We start from the raw sequence: 16,709 nt of genomic DNA, 5'->3' as shown, positions 1-16,709 counted from the left end.
TCTTTCTTCTCAATCTGGTGAGGAAGACGCTCTTGCAGTGTCCGTGTCCGTTTGATTGCCGGATCGGCCACATCCCATCACAGCTTTCGCTGATCTGGCACCACCTTGCCCGGAACGGCAGGTTGGCGTTGGAGCGTCACCCCAACTCTCGATGTGGTTCGATATGTAAGGCGCTGCGGAACGCTTTGCAACGGGCGATTGAGCACACGACGGGCTTGCTATTGCAACCCAGTCGCATTATTACTGCGAACCATTGGCAGATACCTGCCGCCTGAAGACGTCGCCATAGATCGCTGCCCCATAGATCTCTTCCAAGGATCGCTGAATGTACATCTGCATCTGCAATGCCATCCGCGAAAAGGACATCCGCAACATGGCCCGCTGCCATGCGGGTGGTGCGGAAGATATCTATGGCCGCATGGGCTTCCGCCCGCAGTGCCGTCAGTGCCTTGAAGATGCCGAAGACGTGATCTCCGACGAACGCGCCTGCGCACTGGCCTGATCCTGCCGCACCGCGTCGCAGTGCAGCCTATTCGCATTACCATTGAAATCGCCACTAAACAGCGGGTTGCGTGCGAGTCGTTCGCGCTTGGTTCATGGGCAGAGTGCGCCTAGAATCGCGCTACTCTCCAAGCATTACGCGCAAAGGATCCCGCAATGAAGGGCGATGCCAAGGTCATCGAGTTTCTCAACAAGGCACTGCTCAACGAGCTGACCGCGATCAACCAGTACTGGCTGCATTATCGCCTGCTCGCCAATTGGGGCGTGAAGAAGCTTGCCGAATACGAACGTCACGAATCCATCGACGAGATGAAGCACGCCGACATGCTGGCGGACCGCATCCTGTTTCTGGATGGCCTGCCCAACTTTCAGGCGCTGGGCCGGTTGCGCGTGGGCGAATCGGTCGAAGAAATTCTGAAAGCCGATCTCGCGCTGGAAATGGATGCACTGCCGCTGCTGCGCGATGCCATCGCCTATTGCGAGGAAGTGCGCGATTACGTGAGCCGCGACCTGTTCCAGAAAATCCTCGAAAGCGAGGAAGAGCATGTCGATGTGATCGAAAAGCAGTTTGACATGATCGAGCGCATGGGGCTGGCCAATTACGTCCAGCTCAACAGCGAGGCTGCCGAAGCCTGATCTGCAATCGGGTTCAGGCGCTACCCGTCTGACCAACGAGGTGCGAGGGGTCGATCCCCTCGTGCTTCCACGTCTGGGTCCAGCGCCGTCCCGTGGGGGTGCTGAACAGAATGTCCGAATGGCCCTGCGCGGCGTACCAGCCGTGATGGCGCATTTCACCTTCCAACTGCCCCGGTCCCCAGCCTGCGTAACCGAGCGCGACAAGGAACTTCGCAGGCCCGCGTCCGTCGGCAATCGCGCGCAGCACATCGAGCGAGGCAGATAGCTGGCACAGCGGGTTTACGGTCACGCTGCCCTCTCCACCCCAGTCGTTCGTGTGGAGCACAAAGCCGCGCGCTGTTTCCACCGGGCCGCCGTTCAGCACAGGCACATCGGGCGCAACGCCGGGATCAATGCCAATATCTTCAAGCAACCCGTGAAGCGTCAGCCCTTCGCGCACATCGCCAATGCCGATGCCCAGCGCGCCGTGTTCATCATGCACGCACATAGCGATCACCGCATGGTCGAACCGGCTGTCGCCCATCCCCGGCATGGCCAGAAGCAGACGCCCGGCAAGATATTCCGCATCACTCATGCAGACTGACATAGGAACGTTTGCCGCATGTTGCCAGTGCGCGTCAATCAGGCCGCTGCCTTGATCTTGCGATCCTCGGCAGCTTCCAGAAGCCGCTTTTCGACGACCTTCATGCGCGCTTCGTCATCCACTTTCGCGCCGAGCACGTCGGTAACGTAGAAGGTATCGACCGCGCGTTCGCCATAGGTGGCGATATGCGCGGAATGGACCACAAGCCGCGCTTCAAACAGGGCGCGGGCAAGGCGGTTGAGCAACGCGGGCCGATCACGCGCGCCGACCTCGATCACGGTAAAGCGGTTCGACGCCTTGTTGTCGAAAATCACGATCGGACGCACATCGAACGCATCGGCGCGCGGGCGGGCAAGTGGGCGCGCGGCAAGCTGTGGCACCAATTTCACCCGGTTCGCCAGCGCATCGGCGATGGCATTCTTCAGCCGGGCAATCTGCGTGGCTTCGTTCAGCGGTCGGCCAAGCGGGTCTTGCACAAGGAAGTTATCGACCGCCGTGCCATTGCGCGTGGTGTGGATGCGCGCATCGATGATGTTCCCGCCGGCAAGATGGATGCCCCCGGCGATGCGGTAGAACAGGCCGGGATGGTCTGCGGCCAGCACGGTAACCAGCGTGGCCCCCCGCGCGGGATACCATTGCGCCTCGACCGAAAGCGGCTCGCCCAGTGCGGTATCCATCTGTTGCAGGTTGAGCGCGATGATATCTTCCGGTTCGGCAATCCAGTAGGCATCGCCAAGCTGCTTGCCCACCGTGCCGATGAGTGCGTCGCGCTCCTTGAGCAGTGACGCCACTGCCTTTTTCTTGGCGGCGATGCGTTCGGCCCGGCCATGCTGTTTGTGCCCAAGGCGAAGCATTTCCTCTGCGGAGACGAACAGGTCGCCGAGAAGCTGGCGCTTCCACGAATTCCACACCCCCGGCCCGACCGCGCGGATATCAACCACGGTCAGGATCAAGAGCAACCGCAGGCGCTCCTGACTTTGCACCGTGCCCACAAAATCCGCGATGGTCTTGTAATCGGCAAGATCGCGCTTGAATGCCGTTGCGCTCATCAGCAGATGCCAGCGCACCAGCCACGCGACAAGCTCCGTCTCTGCTGCCGAAAGGCCGAGGCGTGGGCACAGTTTCATCGCCACTTCGGCACCCAGCACCGAATGATCGCCCTGCCGCCCCTTAGCAATATCGTGCAGCAGCGTGGCAATATAGAGCACGCGGCGCGACGCCACCTTGCTCACCACTTCGCTGGCGAGAGGATGATCTTCTTTTGCCTCGCCCTTTTCAATCTTGGCGAGCAGGCCGATGGCGCGGATGGTGTGTTCGTCCACCGTGTAGTGGTGGTACATGTCGAACTGCATCTGCGCCACGACCCGACCGAAATCGGGAACGAACCGGCCAAACACGCCCGCCTCATTCATCCAGCGCAACACCGTTTCGGGATCGTTGCGGCTGGTCAGCACATCCAGAAACAGGGCGTTGGCGCGCGGATCCTTGCGCACCGCAGCATCGATCAGCCCGGCATCGCGGCGGGCGATACGCATCGCCTCTGGATGGATTTCAACCTGCTGCTGCCCTGCGACCGCAAACAGTTCGATCAGACGAACCGGATCGTTCTGGAAAATCGCTTCGTTGGGCACGCCCAGCTTGCCGCCATCGAGTACAAAAGCTCCGACCTTCTTCTTACGGCTGCGCAACACCGAAAAAATGCCGCGCTTCTGCTTTGCAAACTGTCCATCAAGCTGCGCAAGGAACACACCGGTCAGCGAACCGACCTGTTTCGCCTGTAGAAAGAAGTACTGCATGAACCGTTCGACCGCACTTTTGCCGGGGCGGTCGGCAAAGTTCATGCGCATGGCGACTTCGCGCTGAAGATCGAAAGTCAGCCGGTCCTCCGCGCGGTTGGTAAGCGTGTGGAGGTGGCAGCGCACCGCCCAGAAGAAGTTTTCAGCACGGCGGAAAGCGCGATATTCTTCCGCCGTTAGCAGCCCCACATCGACGAGTTCCGAGGCATCGCGCACTTTGTGGATGTACTTGCCGATCCAGTAAAGCGTGTGCAGATCGCGCAAGCCGCCCTTGCCTTCTTTAACATTCGGTTCGACGACATAGCGGCTGTCGCCAAGCCGCTTGTGCCTCTGGTTGCGTTCCTCCAGCTTTTCCGAAACGAACTGCTTCTCGGTGCCGTTTACAACTTCGGCCCAGAATCGCGCCGAAGCCGCGTCGTACAATTCGCGGTCGCCCCAGACGTAACGCCCTTCGAGCATCGCAGTGCGAATGGTGAGATCGCTCTTCGCCATGCGCACCACTTCATCGAGCGAGCGACTGGAATGGCCGACTTTCAGGCCGAGATCCCACAGGAAATAGAGCACGGCCTCGATCACCTGCTCGCACCATGAGGTTGGCTTGATCGGGGTAATGAAAGCTATATCCACGTCCGAATGGGGGGCCATCTCGCCCCGCCCGTAGCCACCGACGGCCACTACGGCGATCCGCTCGCCCATCGAACGGTTGCTGGCGCGATAGACGCGCGCGACAACGTGATCGTAGATGATGCGCACAAGCTGATCGACAAGGAACGCCTGCGCCTGTGCGCATTCGGTGCCACCGGAAGGCTTGGTGACAAGACGCCGGGCAATTTCCACACGGCCATTTTCCAAAGCGGCGCGCAGGATTTCGACGACCGTCTGGCGCGACTTTTCGCCCTGTTCGGCAAAAGCTGCCGAAATGGCATCGGCAACGGCACGTCGGTCGATAATGGCACGCTGGCTGGCGATCCGGGGAAGCATCATGCAGCCCCTTCTATCGCCAGACCCGTTACCGTCCAATAACAATGGCTATCAGGATGCCAGCCATTCCTTGGTGTAGCGTTCGCGCAAGCTTCGCTTGTCGACCTTTTCCGTGCCGAGCCGGGGCAGCGCTTCATGGACTTCCCAGAAACGCACCGGGATTTTGAATGGGGCGATATGTTCGGCAAGGAAGGCGCGCAGTTCGTCTTGTGTGGCTGAACAATCTTCCTTGGCGAGATACACGGCGGCGGGGACTTCGCCCAGTTTCTCGTCCGGCAAGCCAAAGACGCTGGCCTCTGCAATGCAGGGGTGGGCGTAGATTGCGCTTTCCACCTCGATACAACTGATGTTCTCGCCACCGCGAATGATGATGTCCTTCTTGCGATCAACGATGAACAGATAGCCTTCGGGATCGAGATACCCCAGATCGCCGGTACGGAAATAACCGTCTGCCGTAATCGCTTCGCGCGTGGCTTTCTCGTTGTTCCAATACCCGAGGAAATTGGCGATCGATCGGATCGAGACTTCGCCTACTGCGCCCTGTGGCAGCGCGTTGCCAGCATCGTCCAGAATGGCCAGATCGACCAGCGGGCGCGACGCTGTGCCAGTGCTTCCGGGCTTGGCGAGGTAGTTTTCATTGAGATTGCCGCAACCCACGCCGTTGGTCTCGGTCAGGCCGTAGCCCAGCAAGGGGAAAGCATGGGGCAGCGCCTTGCGGATGCGGTCCACATGCTCGACCGGACGCGGTGCGCCGCCCGCCGCGAAGGACACGCAAGTGGACAGATCATACTTTTCACGATCCGGGTGAGTGGCGATTTCAAAGCTCATCAGCGGCACGCCGACGAAGTAGCTGACCTTCTCCTTTTCGATCAGGCGCATCGCTTCTTCCGCATCCCATTTGGGCATAAGCACCAGCTTGCGCCCGATGGCGAAAGACTGGAGGAAGACCGGCACTTCGCCCGTAACATGGAACAGCGGCACGTTGACCAACGTGGTGGGCTGCGCATTGGGGGCAGGCGCCTCTCCGCGCGCGGTAAGGATCGCCAGCATCGCGGCGGTCTGCGCGACGTAGTTCATCGTGCCCTGCACCACGCCGCGATGGTCCGAATAGGCCCCTTTGGCCATGCCGGTGGAGCCGGAGGTAAACAGCACGGTGGCCAGATCATCGCCCGTCAATTCGGGCAGGATCGTGTCCATGCCCCCACCATTGGCAAGCAATGCGGCAAGGCCCTGCGCATAATCGCAATCGTGTTCCATCGGCAGGAGCGTTGCGCCGTGGGCATGGCCTGCGATCCGTGCGGCGCGCGCCTTGTCGGCAATGATATAACGGCAATCGACCAGATCGATGCCGTGCGCCAGTTCCTCACCCTGCCACCAACCATTGAGCAGCGTGGCGCATCCGCCCGCCATCAGCACAGCCATATAGGCGACGACCCAGTTAGCCGAATTGCGCGCGGCAATGCCCACACGTTCGCCCTTGCGCAGGCCAAGGCCTTCGACCAGCCCGCCGGCCACGTGGCGCGCGGCCTTGTAGACATCAGCAAAACTGAGGCGAACATCGCCATCCACGATAAAGGTCTTTTCGCCCTGCGTGGCGCAGAAATAGGCGAAATATGCAGGAAGGTGCGGCGGCGCAGCGGCGATCATCGGCAAGTCCCGATCAAACCGCCGGATCGAAACCGTGTGGAACATGCCACCTTCAGACGTCAGCGCGCCGAAAGCGCGGTCCATAGCAAGGTCCAGCTCGGTCTTCATGATACCCTTTCAAGTCTCCTCACCCGCAGGCCCATCTTGCTGTGGGCCTTTTCGGGTTTGCCTGCGGCCTTTCCCCTGTGCCAATACGGTAACCCTGAGGGCACGTCCGACAGCATGGAAACGGGTCCGTTCTGAAGTTTGTAGGGAGTTCACCGCTTGCTGTCACTAGTGTCAACGGCAACCGCCCTTGCCGTAACGTCCGCCGCCTTCGCGGGGCTTGCAGATGCGGTTTCCGGCCCGATTCGCTGGGAAAATCTGGGCGTTTCCCCCATTGCGCTCGATCTCGGCTTCTTCGCCCTCAAATGGTATTCACTGGCTTATCTCGGTGGTATCGTGCTGGGCTATTGGCATCTGTCGAAGATGATCCGCCAGCCCGGTTCGCCAATGGCGCAGCGCCATGCGGACGACCTGTTCTTCTATGCCACGCTCGGCATCATCCTTGGCGGACGGCTGGGTTACGCCATCTTCTATGCCCCCGAACTGCTCAGCCATCCGCAGAACCTGATCAAACTGTGGGAAGGTGGCATGAGCTTCCACGGCGGCCTTGTGGGAACCGTGCTGGCCATCGCCTGGGTCTCTTGGCGCGGTCGTTTGAACTTCGTGCGCGTGTGCGATTACATTTCGGTTTGCGTTCCGTTCGGCCTGCTGTTCGGCCGCCTTGCCAATTTCATGAATGGCGAGTTGTGGGGTCGTGAGGCTGGCCCTGACGTTCCGTGGGCGATGGTATTCCCCGGCGGCGGGCCAATTGCGCGCCATCCCAGCCAGCTTTACGAAGCCCTGCTTGAAGGGCTGCTGCTGGCCATCGTCCTGCTGTCCCTGTTCTGGAAGACCCGCGCCCGCTGGCGCACGGGCCTGCTCGTCGGCCTGTTCACGTTCGGCTATGCCCTCGCCCGCTTCACTGTGGAGTTCTATCGCGAACCAGACGCGCAACTGATGGACTTTGCGATGCGTACCGGCTTTTCGATGGGTCAGTGGTTGACCATTCCGATGATGGCAATCGGCCTGTTCTTCTTCCTGCGCGCACTGATACACAAGCCGATTGCCGCAGGTCCGATCCCTGCTGATGAAGCCACGTCTGCGTGATTCCACCGCTGCTGGACACTTTCAAGCGGCTGATCACCAACACTGGCCCGATCAGCATCGCGCATTACATCGCAGAATCGAACGCGCACTACTATGCCCGCCGCGATCCTTTCGGGGTGGCCGGAGACTTCATCACCGCGCCGGAAATAAGCCAGATGTTCGGTGAACTGATTGGCCTCTGGCTGGCCGATATCTGGATCCGTGCAGGGCGGACCGAGCCGGTTCACTATGTCGAGCTAGGCCCCGGTCGTGGCACGTTGGCCCGCGATGCGCTGGGCGCGGCAAAGCGATATGGCCTTGTACCGTCCACCCATTTCGTCGAAACCAGCACCGCTCTGAAAGCCTTGCAGCTTGAATTGCATCCGCAAGCCATCTGGCACGCGGATCTTTCGACCGTGCCGAGCGATGGGCCACTGCTGATCGTGGCGAACGAATTTCTCGATGCTCTGCCGGTCCGCCAGCTCGTGCGGACGCAACAGGGCTGGCGCGAACGCATGGTCGGGCTGGCGGATGACCGACTCGTGCCGGTGGCCGGCTCTGCATCGATGGATGCCGCAGTCCCCGCTGATCGGCGCGATGCGCCCGAAGGGGCCATTCTCGAAACGTCGCCCGCTGCGGCTGCGGTCATGTATGAAGTGGCAGGCAGGCTGGCGGCACAAGGCGGAACGGCCCTGTTCATCGATTATGGCCATGCCGAACCGCGATTCGGCTCATCGCTGCAGGCAGTGCGCGCGCATCGCAAAGTGGATGTCTTTTCCGCTCCGGGCGAGGCCGATTTGACCGCGCATGTCGATTTCTCCGCGCTCGCATCGATTGCGCAATCGCGTGGCGTCCGCTGGCTGGGCACCGAGGAGCAGGGCCGCTGGCTTCGCGCACTCGGCATAGAAGCGCGCGCCGATGCGCTGGCCGCTTTTGCACCGGCCCAAGCCGCCGCGATTCATACCGCACGCGAACGTCTGACCGGCGAGGGGCAAATGGGCGTGCTGTTCAAGGTCATGGGAATCACTGCGCCCGACTGGCCGGATGGAGCAGGCTTCGGCCCGACAGCCTGATCTGCGAAACGCCGTGCTACCCCCGCAGAAATCCGGCGGAAACAAGGGCTATTCCCCATACCAAAATGCCTGTTGGCAAAGCCGTCGCTTTGCGTCTATCAGGCGCGCCAAGTGGGGGCTGGTATGGCGTTTTTGCGCGTGCCCGGCTCCCGTGCGGTTCAGGTTGCGCCGGTCCGGCCATCCCGATCCGTTCCACGAGGGCAAGTTGGACCGCGTGCGATCCGCGCGCGCGGCGGCAGCAGGCAGGGAATTTCAATGGCTGAACAGGCGAGCATCGACACTTCGGCAGAAGCCGGAGAAGGCGTGCGCCGGCGCGATTTCATCAATATCGCGGCGGTGAGTTTTGCGGGGGTAAGCGGCGTTGCCGTGCTGGTTCCGCTGGTAAGTCAGATGGCGCCATCGGCGGACGTTCTGGCGCAAAGCTCGACGGAGATCGACATTTCTGCGATCACTCCGGGCCAGGCGATCAAGGCGGTTTTCCGCAAGCAGCCGGTTTTCATCCGCAATCTGACGCCGGAAGAAATCGCTTCGGCCGACAAGGTTGACGCCTCCTCGCTGCGCGATCCGCAGACGCTGGAAGAGCGGACCAAGGAAGGCAAGACCAACTGGCTGATCACGATGGGCGTCTGCACCCACCTCGGCTGCGTGCCGCTGGGCGCGGGCGAAGGCGAAGTGAAGGGCGAGTTCGGCGGGTATTTCTGCCCCTGCCACGGTTCGCACTATGATACCGCCGCCCGCATCCGCAAGGGTCCGGCACCCAAGAACCTTGAGGTGCCCGAATATGCATTCATCTCCGACACTGTCGTGAAGATCGGTTGAGGACAGGAAACATGAGCTTTCCCTGGGCAAACGAATACAAGCCGGCCTTCGGCCTGACGCAGTGGCTTGACGAAAAGCTGCCGCTGCCCCGCTTCGTCTACAACGCTGTGGGTGCCGGTTATCCGGTCCCGCGCAACCTGAACTACATGTGGAACTTCGGCGTTCTCGCCGGTTTCTGCCTCGTGCTTCAGATCGTTACGGGCGTCATTCTGGCCATGCACTATGCGCCCAACGCGCTGGTGGCCTTCGATTCGACCGAACACATCATGCGTGACGTCAACTGGGGCTGGATGCTGCGCTATGCGCACGCAAACGGCGCTTCGGCGTTCTTCGTGGTCGTCTACCTCCACATCTTCCGCGGCTTCTTCTACTCATCGTACAAGGCCCCGCGCGAAATGATCTGGCTGCTCGGCGTGGTCATCTTCCTGCTGATGATGGCAACGGCGTTCATGGGCTACGTGCTGCCCTGGGGCCAGATGTCGTTCTGGGGTGCCAAGGTCATCACCGGCCTGTTCGGCGCGATCCCTGTGGTGGGCGAACCGCTGCAGATCTGGCTGCTGGGCGGCTATGCACCCGATAACGCCGCGCTCAACCGCTTCTTCTCGCTGCACTTCCTGCTGCCGTTCGTGATTGCCGGTGTCATCATCCTGCACATCTGGGCGCTGCACATCCCCGGCTCGTCGAACCCGACCGGCGTTGAAGTGAAGGCCGAAAGCGATACCGTGCCCTTCCACCCGTACTATACGGCGAAGGACGGCTTCGGACTTGGCGTGTTCCTGCTGATCTACTGCGCGATCTTGTTCTTCGCACCGAACGCGCTGGGCCACCCGGACAACTACATTCCGGCAAACCCGCTTTCCACGCCCGCACACATCGTTCCCGAATGGTACTTCTGGCCGTTCTACGCGATCCTGCGCGCCTTCACTTATGACTTCTTCTTCATCCCGGCCAAGCTGATGGGCGTGCTCGCCATGTTCGGCGCGATTCTGGTGTGGTTCTTCCTGCCTTGGCTGGATACCTCGCCGGTGCGTTCGGGCCACTACCGTCCGCTGTTCCGCAAGTTCTTCTGGTTCGGTCTCATTCCGACGATGGCCGTGCTGTTCTACTGCGGTGGCGCTCCGGCTGCGGAACCCTATGTGATGCTCAGCCAGCTGGCATCGCTGTATTACTTCGCGCACTTCCTCATCATCCTCCCGCTCGTCTCGTCGATCGAAAAGCCGGAACCGCTTCCGTTCTCGATCACCGAAGCCGTGCTCGGCAAGGATGAGAGCGCCGTGCTCAACGCCAACCCCGCTGCCTGACAGCCAGAGCGTAAGAGAAAGAGAACCCTCATGGTCCGTCTTTTTGGCCCCCTGGTAGGCCTGTTCTTCGCCGTCGCGCTGCTCTGGTCGTTCGGCAACGGCGCCTACTCCGCGATTACCGAACCCGCTGCCCCCACGGCAGAGCACGAGTTCCATCTCCACCCCAAGAAGGTGCACTTCGCCAGCGATGGCGCCTTCGGCAAGTTCGACAAGGCGCAGCTCCAGCGTGGCTTCCAGGTTTACAAGGAAGTCTGCGCCACCTGTCACTCGCTCAAGCACGTTGCCTTCCGCGATCTGGCCGCTCTCGGCTACTCGGAAGCCGAAGTGAAGGCGATTGCCAAGCAGTGGGGCACCAAGCAGCCGACCTTCGATCCGAAGAGCGGCGAACGCGCAGAGCGTGACAACATCCCGTCGGATTTCTTCCCGGTCGTGTACTACGCCGGTCAGGGCAGCCCGCCAGATCTGTCGCTGATCACCAAGGCGCGTCACGATGGCGGTGCCTATGTGGCCTCGCTGCTGACCGGCTATCAGGAACAGCCCGCCGAACTTCTCAAGAAGTTCCCGGACGCCAAGACCCCGGATGGCCTGCACTACAACCCCTACTTCGCCAACCTGAACCTCTCCATGCCCGCGCCGCTGACCGGCGAAGGTCAGGTGACCTATTCGGATGGCACCAAGGCAACCGTCGAACAGATGGCGGAAGACGTCTCGGCCTTCCTGATCTGGACCGCCGAACCGAAGATGGACAAGCGCAAGCAGACCGGCTGGGCCGTGCTCGGCTTCCTGCTGGCGGCAACCGTCCTTGCCTATCTCGCCAAGAAGAACGTCTGGGCTGATAAGCACTGATCGTTCTGCCTCCGGCGAAACGAACAAAGGCCACCGGAAACGGTGGCCTTTTTCTTTGCGTCAGGCTTTCGTCATGCCAATGCAAGATCGAGCAGCGAGAAAGCCCGCCATGACACCCGACGATCTCAAGCACCTCGTCCGCACCGTGCCGGACTTCCCTGCCCCCGGCATCCTGTTCCGCGATATCACCACACTGATCGCGCACGGCGAAGGCCTGTCTGCCACCATCGACCATCTTGCCGATATGGCCCGCAACGCCGGGGCCGAAGCCATCGCTGGCATGGAAGCGCGCGGTTTCATCTTCGGAGCCGCCGTTGCCGCGCGCATGGGCTTGGGCTTCATCCCCGTGCGCAAACCCGGCAAGCTGCCGGTCCCGACCATCGGCATAGACTATGCGCTCGAATACGGACGCGACCGGCTGGAAATCGACCCAACAGCCATTCACGAAGGCCAGCGCGTGATCATCGTCGATGATCTCATCGCCACCGGCGGCACTGCCCTTGCCGCCGCTGAGCTGCTCCGCACGGCAGGAGCCGCCGTGAGCCACGCCCTTTTCGTGATCGACCTGCCCGACCTTCACGGTGCCGCCCGCCTGCGCGATGCAGGGTTGACGGTAGAGGCGCTGATGGACTTTCCGGGGCACTGATACGCAGAGATGTACGATCTGGACCAGTTCACCAAATCAGGCGCAGCCCAGCTTCGCGGAGCGGCCGTTCCGATCCTTAGCGACCTTCTTGCAATTGTTGAGGCGCTTCCCGCAGACAATGCAGGTTTAAGATTGCGGGGACTTTCCGGTCTTACAAGGCTGATTGGATCGGGAACTGTGATGGCCTCAGCGGCCGAACGTGCCATCGGTCAAGGCGCTATGCCGGTGCGCGCTATCCTCTTTGACAAATCTGCGGCCACCAATTGGTCCCTTGGCTGGCATCAGGACAGGACAATTTGCGTCCAACAGCGAATAGACACGCCCGGCTTCGGACCTTGGACGATCAAGCAGGGCATCCCGCACGTTGCCCCTCCGATAAGTCTATTGGAAAGGATGGTGACTTTGCGAATCCATCTGGACGACGTGATCAGTGAGAATGCGCCGCTCTTGATTGCGCCCGGTTCACATCGTTTGGGCAGAATCCCTGAAGGCGAAATTGCAGAAACAGTGCAGCGATGCGGTATACTGACCTGTACCGCCCTTACTGGTGACGTCTGGCTTTATTCGACACCGATCCTCCACGCTTCGGAAAAAGCACAAAATCCGAACCGTCGCCGGGTTCTACAAGTTGATTACGCCGCGACGAGCTTGCCCAACAAGCTTGAGTGGGCCGGCATTTGAAACGCAAAAGGGCGGCCTAGCGGACCGCCCTTTTTCAAACACCCGACTGGTTTCAATCCACCAGCATCAGCGCATCCAGCGCGATCACACCCTCGCCCTTGGGATGCAGGATCACCGGGTTCAGGTCGATTTCGCGGATCGAAGGTTCCGCGCGCAGCACCTGCCCGACCTTGACGATCAGCGCTGCCAGCGCAGGGACGTCCAGCGCGGGCGAACCGCGATAGCCGGTGAGCAGCGCAGCGCTCTTCAGCTTCATCAGTTCGGCTTCAACCGCTTCCTGCGTCAGGTCCGCCGTCAGCAGGCGCACGTCCTGCAGGATTTCAGCAGTCACGCCGCCAAAGCCTGCCAGCACCACCGGTCCCCATTCGGGATCGTTCTTGGCACCGACGATCATTTCCATGCCGCGCTTGCCCATCGCCTCGATCAGCACGCCGTCAAGCGTGATGCTTGCCGAATAGGCAGCGACATTGGCGTGAATGCGCTCCCACGCCTCACGCACCGCGGCGCCGTCGGCAAGATTCAGGATCACCCCGCCTGCATCGCTCTTGTGGCCAAGCGCGGCGGCCTGTGCCTTCATCGCCACCGGATAACCCACAGCATCCGCCGCCGCGACCGCCGCATCGGCGCTGGCCGCGAAACCGCCCTTGGGGAACGACACGCCAATCGGCCCCAGCAGATCCTTGGACTTGTATTCGGGGATCACACCCGAAACCACATCCAGCCCGGTCAGCGGCGTTGCGGGAAGGTCATTCACCGACAAGTCCTGCGCCGCCCAATGCGTCAGCCGCGTAACAGCGCGCAATGCGCGTTCGGTGGTGGGGAACCACGGAATGCCCGCCGCCCGCAGCGCGGCAATGCGCTCTGCCGGAACGTCTGCGCCTTCATCCAGCCCGGCGAAGATCACCGGCTTGGTCAGCACCTTGCCTTCAACCGCAGCAAGAATGGCGGGAAACTTGATCGCACAGGTGATCGCCTCGGCCTGAATGATCCCGGCAAAGACCGTGCCCACGCGATCATCATCCAGCAGCGCTTCGATGCAGCGGGTGTAGATCGCAGGTTCCGACAGACCTTGCGCAGTAATGTCGAGCGGATTGGAAACCGGCACGAACGGCGGCAAGGCAGCCCGCAGCAGCGGTGAATCCTCGTCGTGCAGGTCGGCCAGCGGCAGGTCCAGTTCCTCCGCCAGATCCAGCGTCAGCGCCTTGAACGCACCCGATTCCCCCAGAACCGCCGTTTTGCCCGAAGGCAGCGCCGGGCAACGCACAGCGATTTCGGCAATGTCGCCCAGTTCTTCCAGCGTTTCGGCAAAGATCACGCCCGCGCGCGCCACCATCGCCCGCATCAGCTTGTAATCGCCTGCCATTGCGCCAGTGTGCGTGGCGGCGGATTCGCGCGCTGCGCTGGACTTGCCCGGATGCAGCAGCACCACCGGCTTGCCCGCGGCCTTCGCGCGCTTTGCTGCAGCAAGGAAGGCCTGCGGTTTGCGGAACTGCTCCACGATCATGGCGATCACATGCGTATCGTCCTGATCGACCAGCCAGTTCACATAATCTTCAACGCCGCTGGCGGCTTCGTTGCCGGTCGACACCGAATAGGAAACGCCCGCATCGCGCGCCAGCAGCATGGTGCCCAGCACTGCCGCCATCGCACCCGATTGCGAAACGATGCCAATGGCGCGCTTTCCGCCGGGCGGCACCGCGTTGGTTTCCACGAACGTCAGCGGGATGCGGTCGACATAGTTGACCAGACCAAGGCAGTTCGGCCCTTCGACCACCATGCCCGCTTCATGCGCGATCCGCGCGATTTCGCGCTGTTCGGCAAGGCCTTCCTCGCCGCCTTCGGCAAAGCCCGCCGAAAAGATCACAACGCCGCCGCACTTGCGCGCGGCCAGGCCCTTTACCGCATCGAGCACGCCGACGCGCGGGATCGCCAAAACCGCCACATCCACGCCTTCGGGCAGCGCATCGACCGAGGGGTAGCAGCGCTTGCCCATGATCTCTTCACGCTTGGGATTCACCGGATAGACCGTGCCGGCATAGCCATTGCGATCAAGGTTGGTCAGCAAGGTCGCGCCCAGGGCGCCCGGCTTGTCCGACGCGCCGACGACGGCGACGGATTGCGGGCGCAGGAAACGGTCCAGGGCAGCGTGGGAGAGATTCGGCTCAACGGTCATGGCATCCTCCGATTTCGCTATGCGCTATAACAATTATCGAAGGAAGGGCAAGGGGCGTCGGCTCAGGCCTTCACGACCCTTTGCGCAAGCACACCGAAGGGCGCGCGCCCCGCGCGGTCGACTGCCTCCATCCGCACCGTATCGCCAAATGCCATGAACGCGGTCTTCGGCTCGCCAAGGTCCAGCACTTCGATCCCGCGCCGTTCTGCGATGCAGGATGAGCCGATTTCGCGGAAGTTCGTGTTAGACACGGTGCCCGAACCGATCACCGTGCCTGCCACCAGATCGCGCGTGCGCGCGGCGTGGGCGACGAGTTCGTGGAAACCAAAGCCCATCGCCGCGCCGTTGGCCGCGCCAAAGCGTTTTCCGTTCCAGTCCACCAGCAGGTTCAGGCCCACACGCCCATCGGCCCAGCTATCGCCCAGTTCATCTGGCGTGATGGCCAAAGGTGCCATGCCGCAGGCAGGCTTTGCCCCTACCCACCCGAACCCGGTCTTCATTTCCGGCCCGGCCAGCGTGCGCAAGGACCAATCGTTGATCTGCACGATCAGCTTGATGTGCGCCATCGCATCGGCTGCACTGGTGCCCATCGGTACGGCATCGACGATGACGCCGAATTCGCCCTCGAAATCGATGCCAAGATCTTCCGAAGGGAACCGAGCATCCGCCAACGGGGCCAGAAACGTGTCCGACATGCCCTGATACATCAGCGGAAGATCGGTCTTGGGCTTGGTAATGCCCAGCACGGCATCCATCAGATCGCCGTGGCTCTGAAACGCCGAACCATCGAGCCATTGCCACGCGCGGGGTAACGGGGCCAACACTTGAGCGGCATCAAGCAGATCGGGAAAGTGATCGATCACGGCAAGCGCAGCGCCTACCGCGTCCCAATCCTCAATCGCCTGCTGCAGCGTTGCCACGGACGCGGACGCATAGTGCGTACCGTCTGGCGAAACCACCACCAGACGCCCATCGCGCGTTCCATCGTTCAAGGTTGCCAGACGCATCGCTTTCTCCCGGTTTGCTTGGAACCGGACCTAGCGCCGCGCCAAGCTTGCCGCAAAGCAATGCTTTTGATTGGAAATCATCAATTTCGCATATGGATCAGGCGACAGGTTGCCAATCGAAGGCCAGTTCGCCTTCGCGATGCGCAAAGCGGTTCAGGTGATCAGCCACCACCTGCTGCATCCTTTCAAGATCGCCATCCCCTTCGATCCGGCAGTTGACTTCCAACGCCGAATCAGTGGCCTTCAGTTCCACCGGACCAAATGGCAAAGCCACGCGGCCCTGCTGCGGGTCAAAGCTGACTTCAAACTTGTGCCCCCAGTGCTTGCACAGTTGCTGGAGATAGCGGCTGGCGCTGGCGGTAGGAACAATGGCTTGGCTGGCAGACATTAGATTACTTTCGCAGAGTTCATGTTCGATCTAAGATATATCTTTTATCGCTATAGTCAAGCACCTCGCCCTACAGGGAAATTGCAAGGTTGACGAAACCGCCCCTACCGTGGCAATCGCCCGCCACCACATGACGGGGGCACAATCGCCTCGTTGCTCTGAGCGGGTATAGCATAGTGGTAATGCACTAGCCTTCCAAGCTAGCTAGGCGGGTTCGATTCCCGCTACCCGCTCCAATTCTCGGTCTCAGGACATCCCCGACAGCTTTACAAACCGCTGAAATCCGGGGTATTTTTTGGGTCATCCGGCTCGTGAAATCTCACTTCATGCCATGAAAGCTCGGGCAGAAGTGGGGCCTTTCTCAAAAATAGCCGGTCCAAAAATGCACGAGGCCCCCAAGGGTGGGGGCCTCGCCATGGAAGGCCTGATCTATGTCATTGACTGATATAGCGATTCGTCGA

15 protein-coding genes, 1 tRNA gene and 1 riboswitch are annotated in these 16,709 nt (G+C 61.2%); of the genes, 10 read left to right on the top strand and 6 right to left on the bottom strand.

The features are described from left to right. Positions 1 to 41 precede the first annotated feature (41 nt). Positions 42 to 160, bottom strand: a riboswitch (SAM-I-IV-variant riboswitch). Between the two features lie 165 nt (positions 161 to 325). Both HGI47_RS20405 and bfr read left to right on the top strand, forming a co-directional pair. After that, complete coding sequence (locus HGI47_RS20405) at positions 326 to 502, top strand: bacterioferritin-associated ferredoxin (protein WP_168854623.1); 177 nt, start codon at positions 326 to 328, stop codon at positions 500 to 502. 155 nt (positions 503 to 657) lie between these two features. Further along, entirely contained in the window at positions 658 to 1,137 is a 480-nt protein-coding gene (gene bfr / locus HGI47_RS20400; protein WP_168854622.1) for a bacterioferritin, read from the top strand. A 13-nt stretch (positions 1,138 to 1,150) separates the two neighbouring features. On the opposite strand, the gene HGI47_RS20395 is transcribed toward bfr, so the two are convergent. Genes HGI47_RS20395 through HGI47_RS20385 form a run of 3 tightly spaced genes read right to left on the bottom strand, consistent with a single transcriptional unit; the run spans position 1,151 to position 6,252 of the window. Beyond that, positions 1,151 to 1,711 carry a YqgE/AlgH family protein gene (locus HGI47_RS20395; RefSeq protein WP_168854621.1) on the bottom strand — a complete coding sequence of 187 codons (561 nt, stop codon included), beginning with the start codon at positions 1,709 to 1,711 and terminating at the stop codon, positions 1,151 to 1,153. A gap of 47 nt (positions 1,712 to 1,758) precedes the next feature. Beyond that, complete coding sequence (locus HGI47_RS20390) at positions 1,759 to 4,500, bottom strand: [protein-PII] uridylyltransferase (RefSeq protein ID WP_168854620.1); 2,742 nt, start codon at positions 4,498 to 4,500, stop codon at positions 1,759 to 1,761. Between the two features lie 48 nt (positions 4,501 to 4,548). Beyond that, positions 4,549 to 6,252 carry a class I adenylate-forming enzyme family protein gene (locus HGI47_RS20385; RefSeq protein ID WP_168854619.1) on the bottom strand — a complete coding sequence of 568 codons (1,704 nt, stop codon included), beginning with the start codon at positions 6,250 to 6,252 and terminating at the stop codon, positions 4,549 to 4,551. Positions 6,253 to 6,408: 156 nt separating this feature from the next. Here HGI47_RS20385 and lgt point away from each other — a divergent pair, with 156 nt between their 5' ends. The 7 genes from lgt to HGI47_RS20350 all read left to right on the top strand — a co-directional run bounded on the left by lgt (position 6,409) and on the right by HGI47_RS20350 (position 12,680). Further along, positions 6,409 to 7,335, top strand: a complete 927-nt coding sequence (gene lgt, locus HGI47_RS20380) for a prolipoprotein diacylglyceryl transferase (protein WP_168854618.1) — start codon at positions 6,409 to 6,411, stop codon at positions 7,333 to 7,335. Next, positions 7,332 to 8,387, top strand: coding sequence for an SAM-dependent methyltransferase (locus HGI47_RS20375; RefSeq protein ID WP_168854617.1), 1,056 nt, complete (start codon positions 7,332 to 7,334; stop codon positions 8,385 to 8,387). Before lgt ends, HGI47_RS20375 begins: the two co-directional genes overlap by 4 nt. Positions 8,388 to 8,642: 255 nt before the next feature. Then, positions 8,643 to 9,206 (top strand): ubiquinol-cytochrome c reductase iron-sulfur subunit, encoded by a 564-nt coding sequence (gene petA / locus HGI47_RS20370; protein WP_168854616.1) that lies wholly within the window; start codon positions 8,643 to 8,645, stop codon positions 9,204 to 9,206. An 11-nt stretch (positions 9,207 to 9,217) separates the two neighbouring features. Then, the gene (locus HGI47_RS20365; protein ID WP_168854615.1) at positions 9,218 to 10,507 is read left to right on the top strand and encodes a cytochrome b N-terminal domain-containing protein; all 1,290 of its coding nucleotides are present in this window, start codon (positions 9,218 to 9,220) and stop codon (positions 10,505 to 10,507) included. A 30-nt stretch (positions 10,508 to 10,537) separates the two neighbouring features. After that, positions 10,538 to 11,353 carry a cytochrome c1 gene (locus HGI47_RS20360; RefSeq protein WP_168854614.1) on the top strand — a complete coding sequence of 272 codons (816 nt, stop codon included), beginning with the start codon at positions 10,538 to 10,540 and terminating at the stop codon, positions 11,351 to 11,353. A 109-nt stretch (positions 11,354 to 11,462) separates the two neighbouring features. After that, positions 11,463 to 11,999: an adenine phosphoribosyltransferase gene (locus tag HGI47_RS20355; protein ID WP_168854613.1), complete on the top strand. Its 537-nt coding sequence runs from the start codon at positions 11,463 to 11,465 to the stop codon at positions 11,997 to 11,999. A gap of 9 nt (positions 12,000 to 12,008) precedes the next feature. Continuing rightward, the gene (locus HGI47_RS20350; protein ID WP_168854612.1) at positions 12,009 to 12,680 is read left to right on the top strand and encodes a phytanoyl-CoA dioxygenase family protein; all 672 of its coding nucleotides are present in this window, start codon (positions 12,009 to 12,011) and stop codon (positions 12,678 to 12,680) included. 52 nt (positions 12,681 to 12,732) lie between these two features. Here the strand turns inward: HGI47_RS20350 and HGI47_RS20345 are convergent, their stop codons facing one another. The 3 genes from HGI47_RS20345 to HGI47_RS20335 all read right to left on the bottom strand — a co-directional run bounded on the left by HGI47_RS20345 (position 12,733) and on the right by HGI47_RS20335 (position 16,248). Continuing rightward, a complete protein-coding gene (locus HGI47_RS20345; RefSeq protein ID WP_168854611.1) occupies positions 12,733 to 14,853 on the bottom strand; it encodes an acetate--CoA ligase family protein in 2,121 nt (706 codons plus the stop codon). Positions 14,854 to 14,915: 62 nt separating this feature from the next. Further along, on the bottom strand, positions 14,916 to 15,860 hold the full coding sequence (locus HGI47_RS20340) for a fumarylacetoacetate hydrolase family protein (RefSeq protein ID WP_168854610.1): 945 nt from the start codon (positions 15,858 to 15,860) through the stop codon (positions 14,916 to 14,918). A gap of 97 nt (positions 15,861 to 15,957) precedes the next feature. Beyond that, the gene (locus HGI47_RS20335; protein ID WP_168854609.1) at positions 15,958 to 16,248 is read right to left on the bottom strand and encodes a DUF2218 domain-containing protein; all 291 of its coding nucleotides are present in this window, start codon (positions 16,246 to 16,248) and stop codon (positions 15,958 to 15,960) included. A gap of 162 nt (positions 16,249 to 16,410) precedes the next feature. On the opposite strand from HGI47_RS20335, the gene HGI47_RS20330 reads away from it, so the two are divergent. Further along, positions 16,411 to 16,484: transfer RNA gene (locus tag HGI47_RS20330), tRNA-Gly, on the top strand. Positions 16,485 to 16,709 lie beyond the last annotated feature (225 nt).

Source organism: Novosphingobium sp. ERN07 (genome assembly GCF_012641335.1).
Taxonomy (GTDB): Bacteria; Pseudomonadota; Alphaproteobacteria; order Sphingomonadales; family Sphingomonadaceae; genus Novosphingobium.
This window is presented reverse-complemented; position numbering and strand designations above follow the sequence as displayed.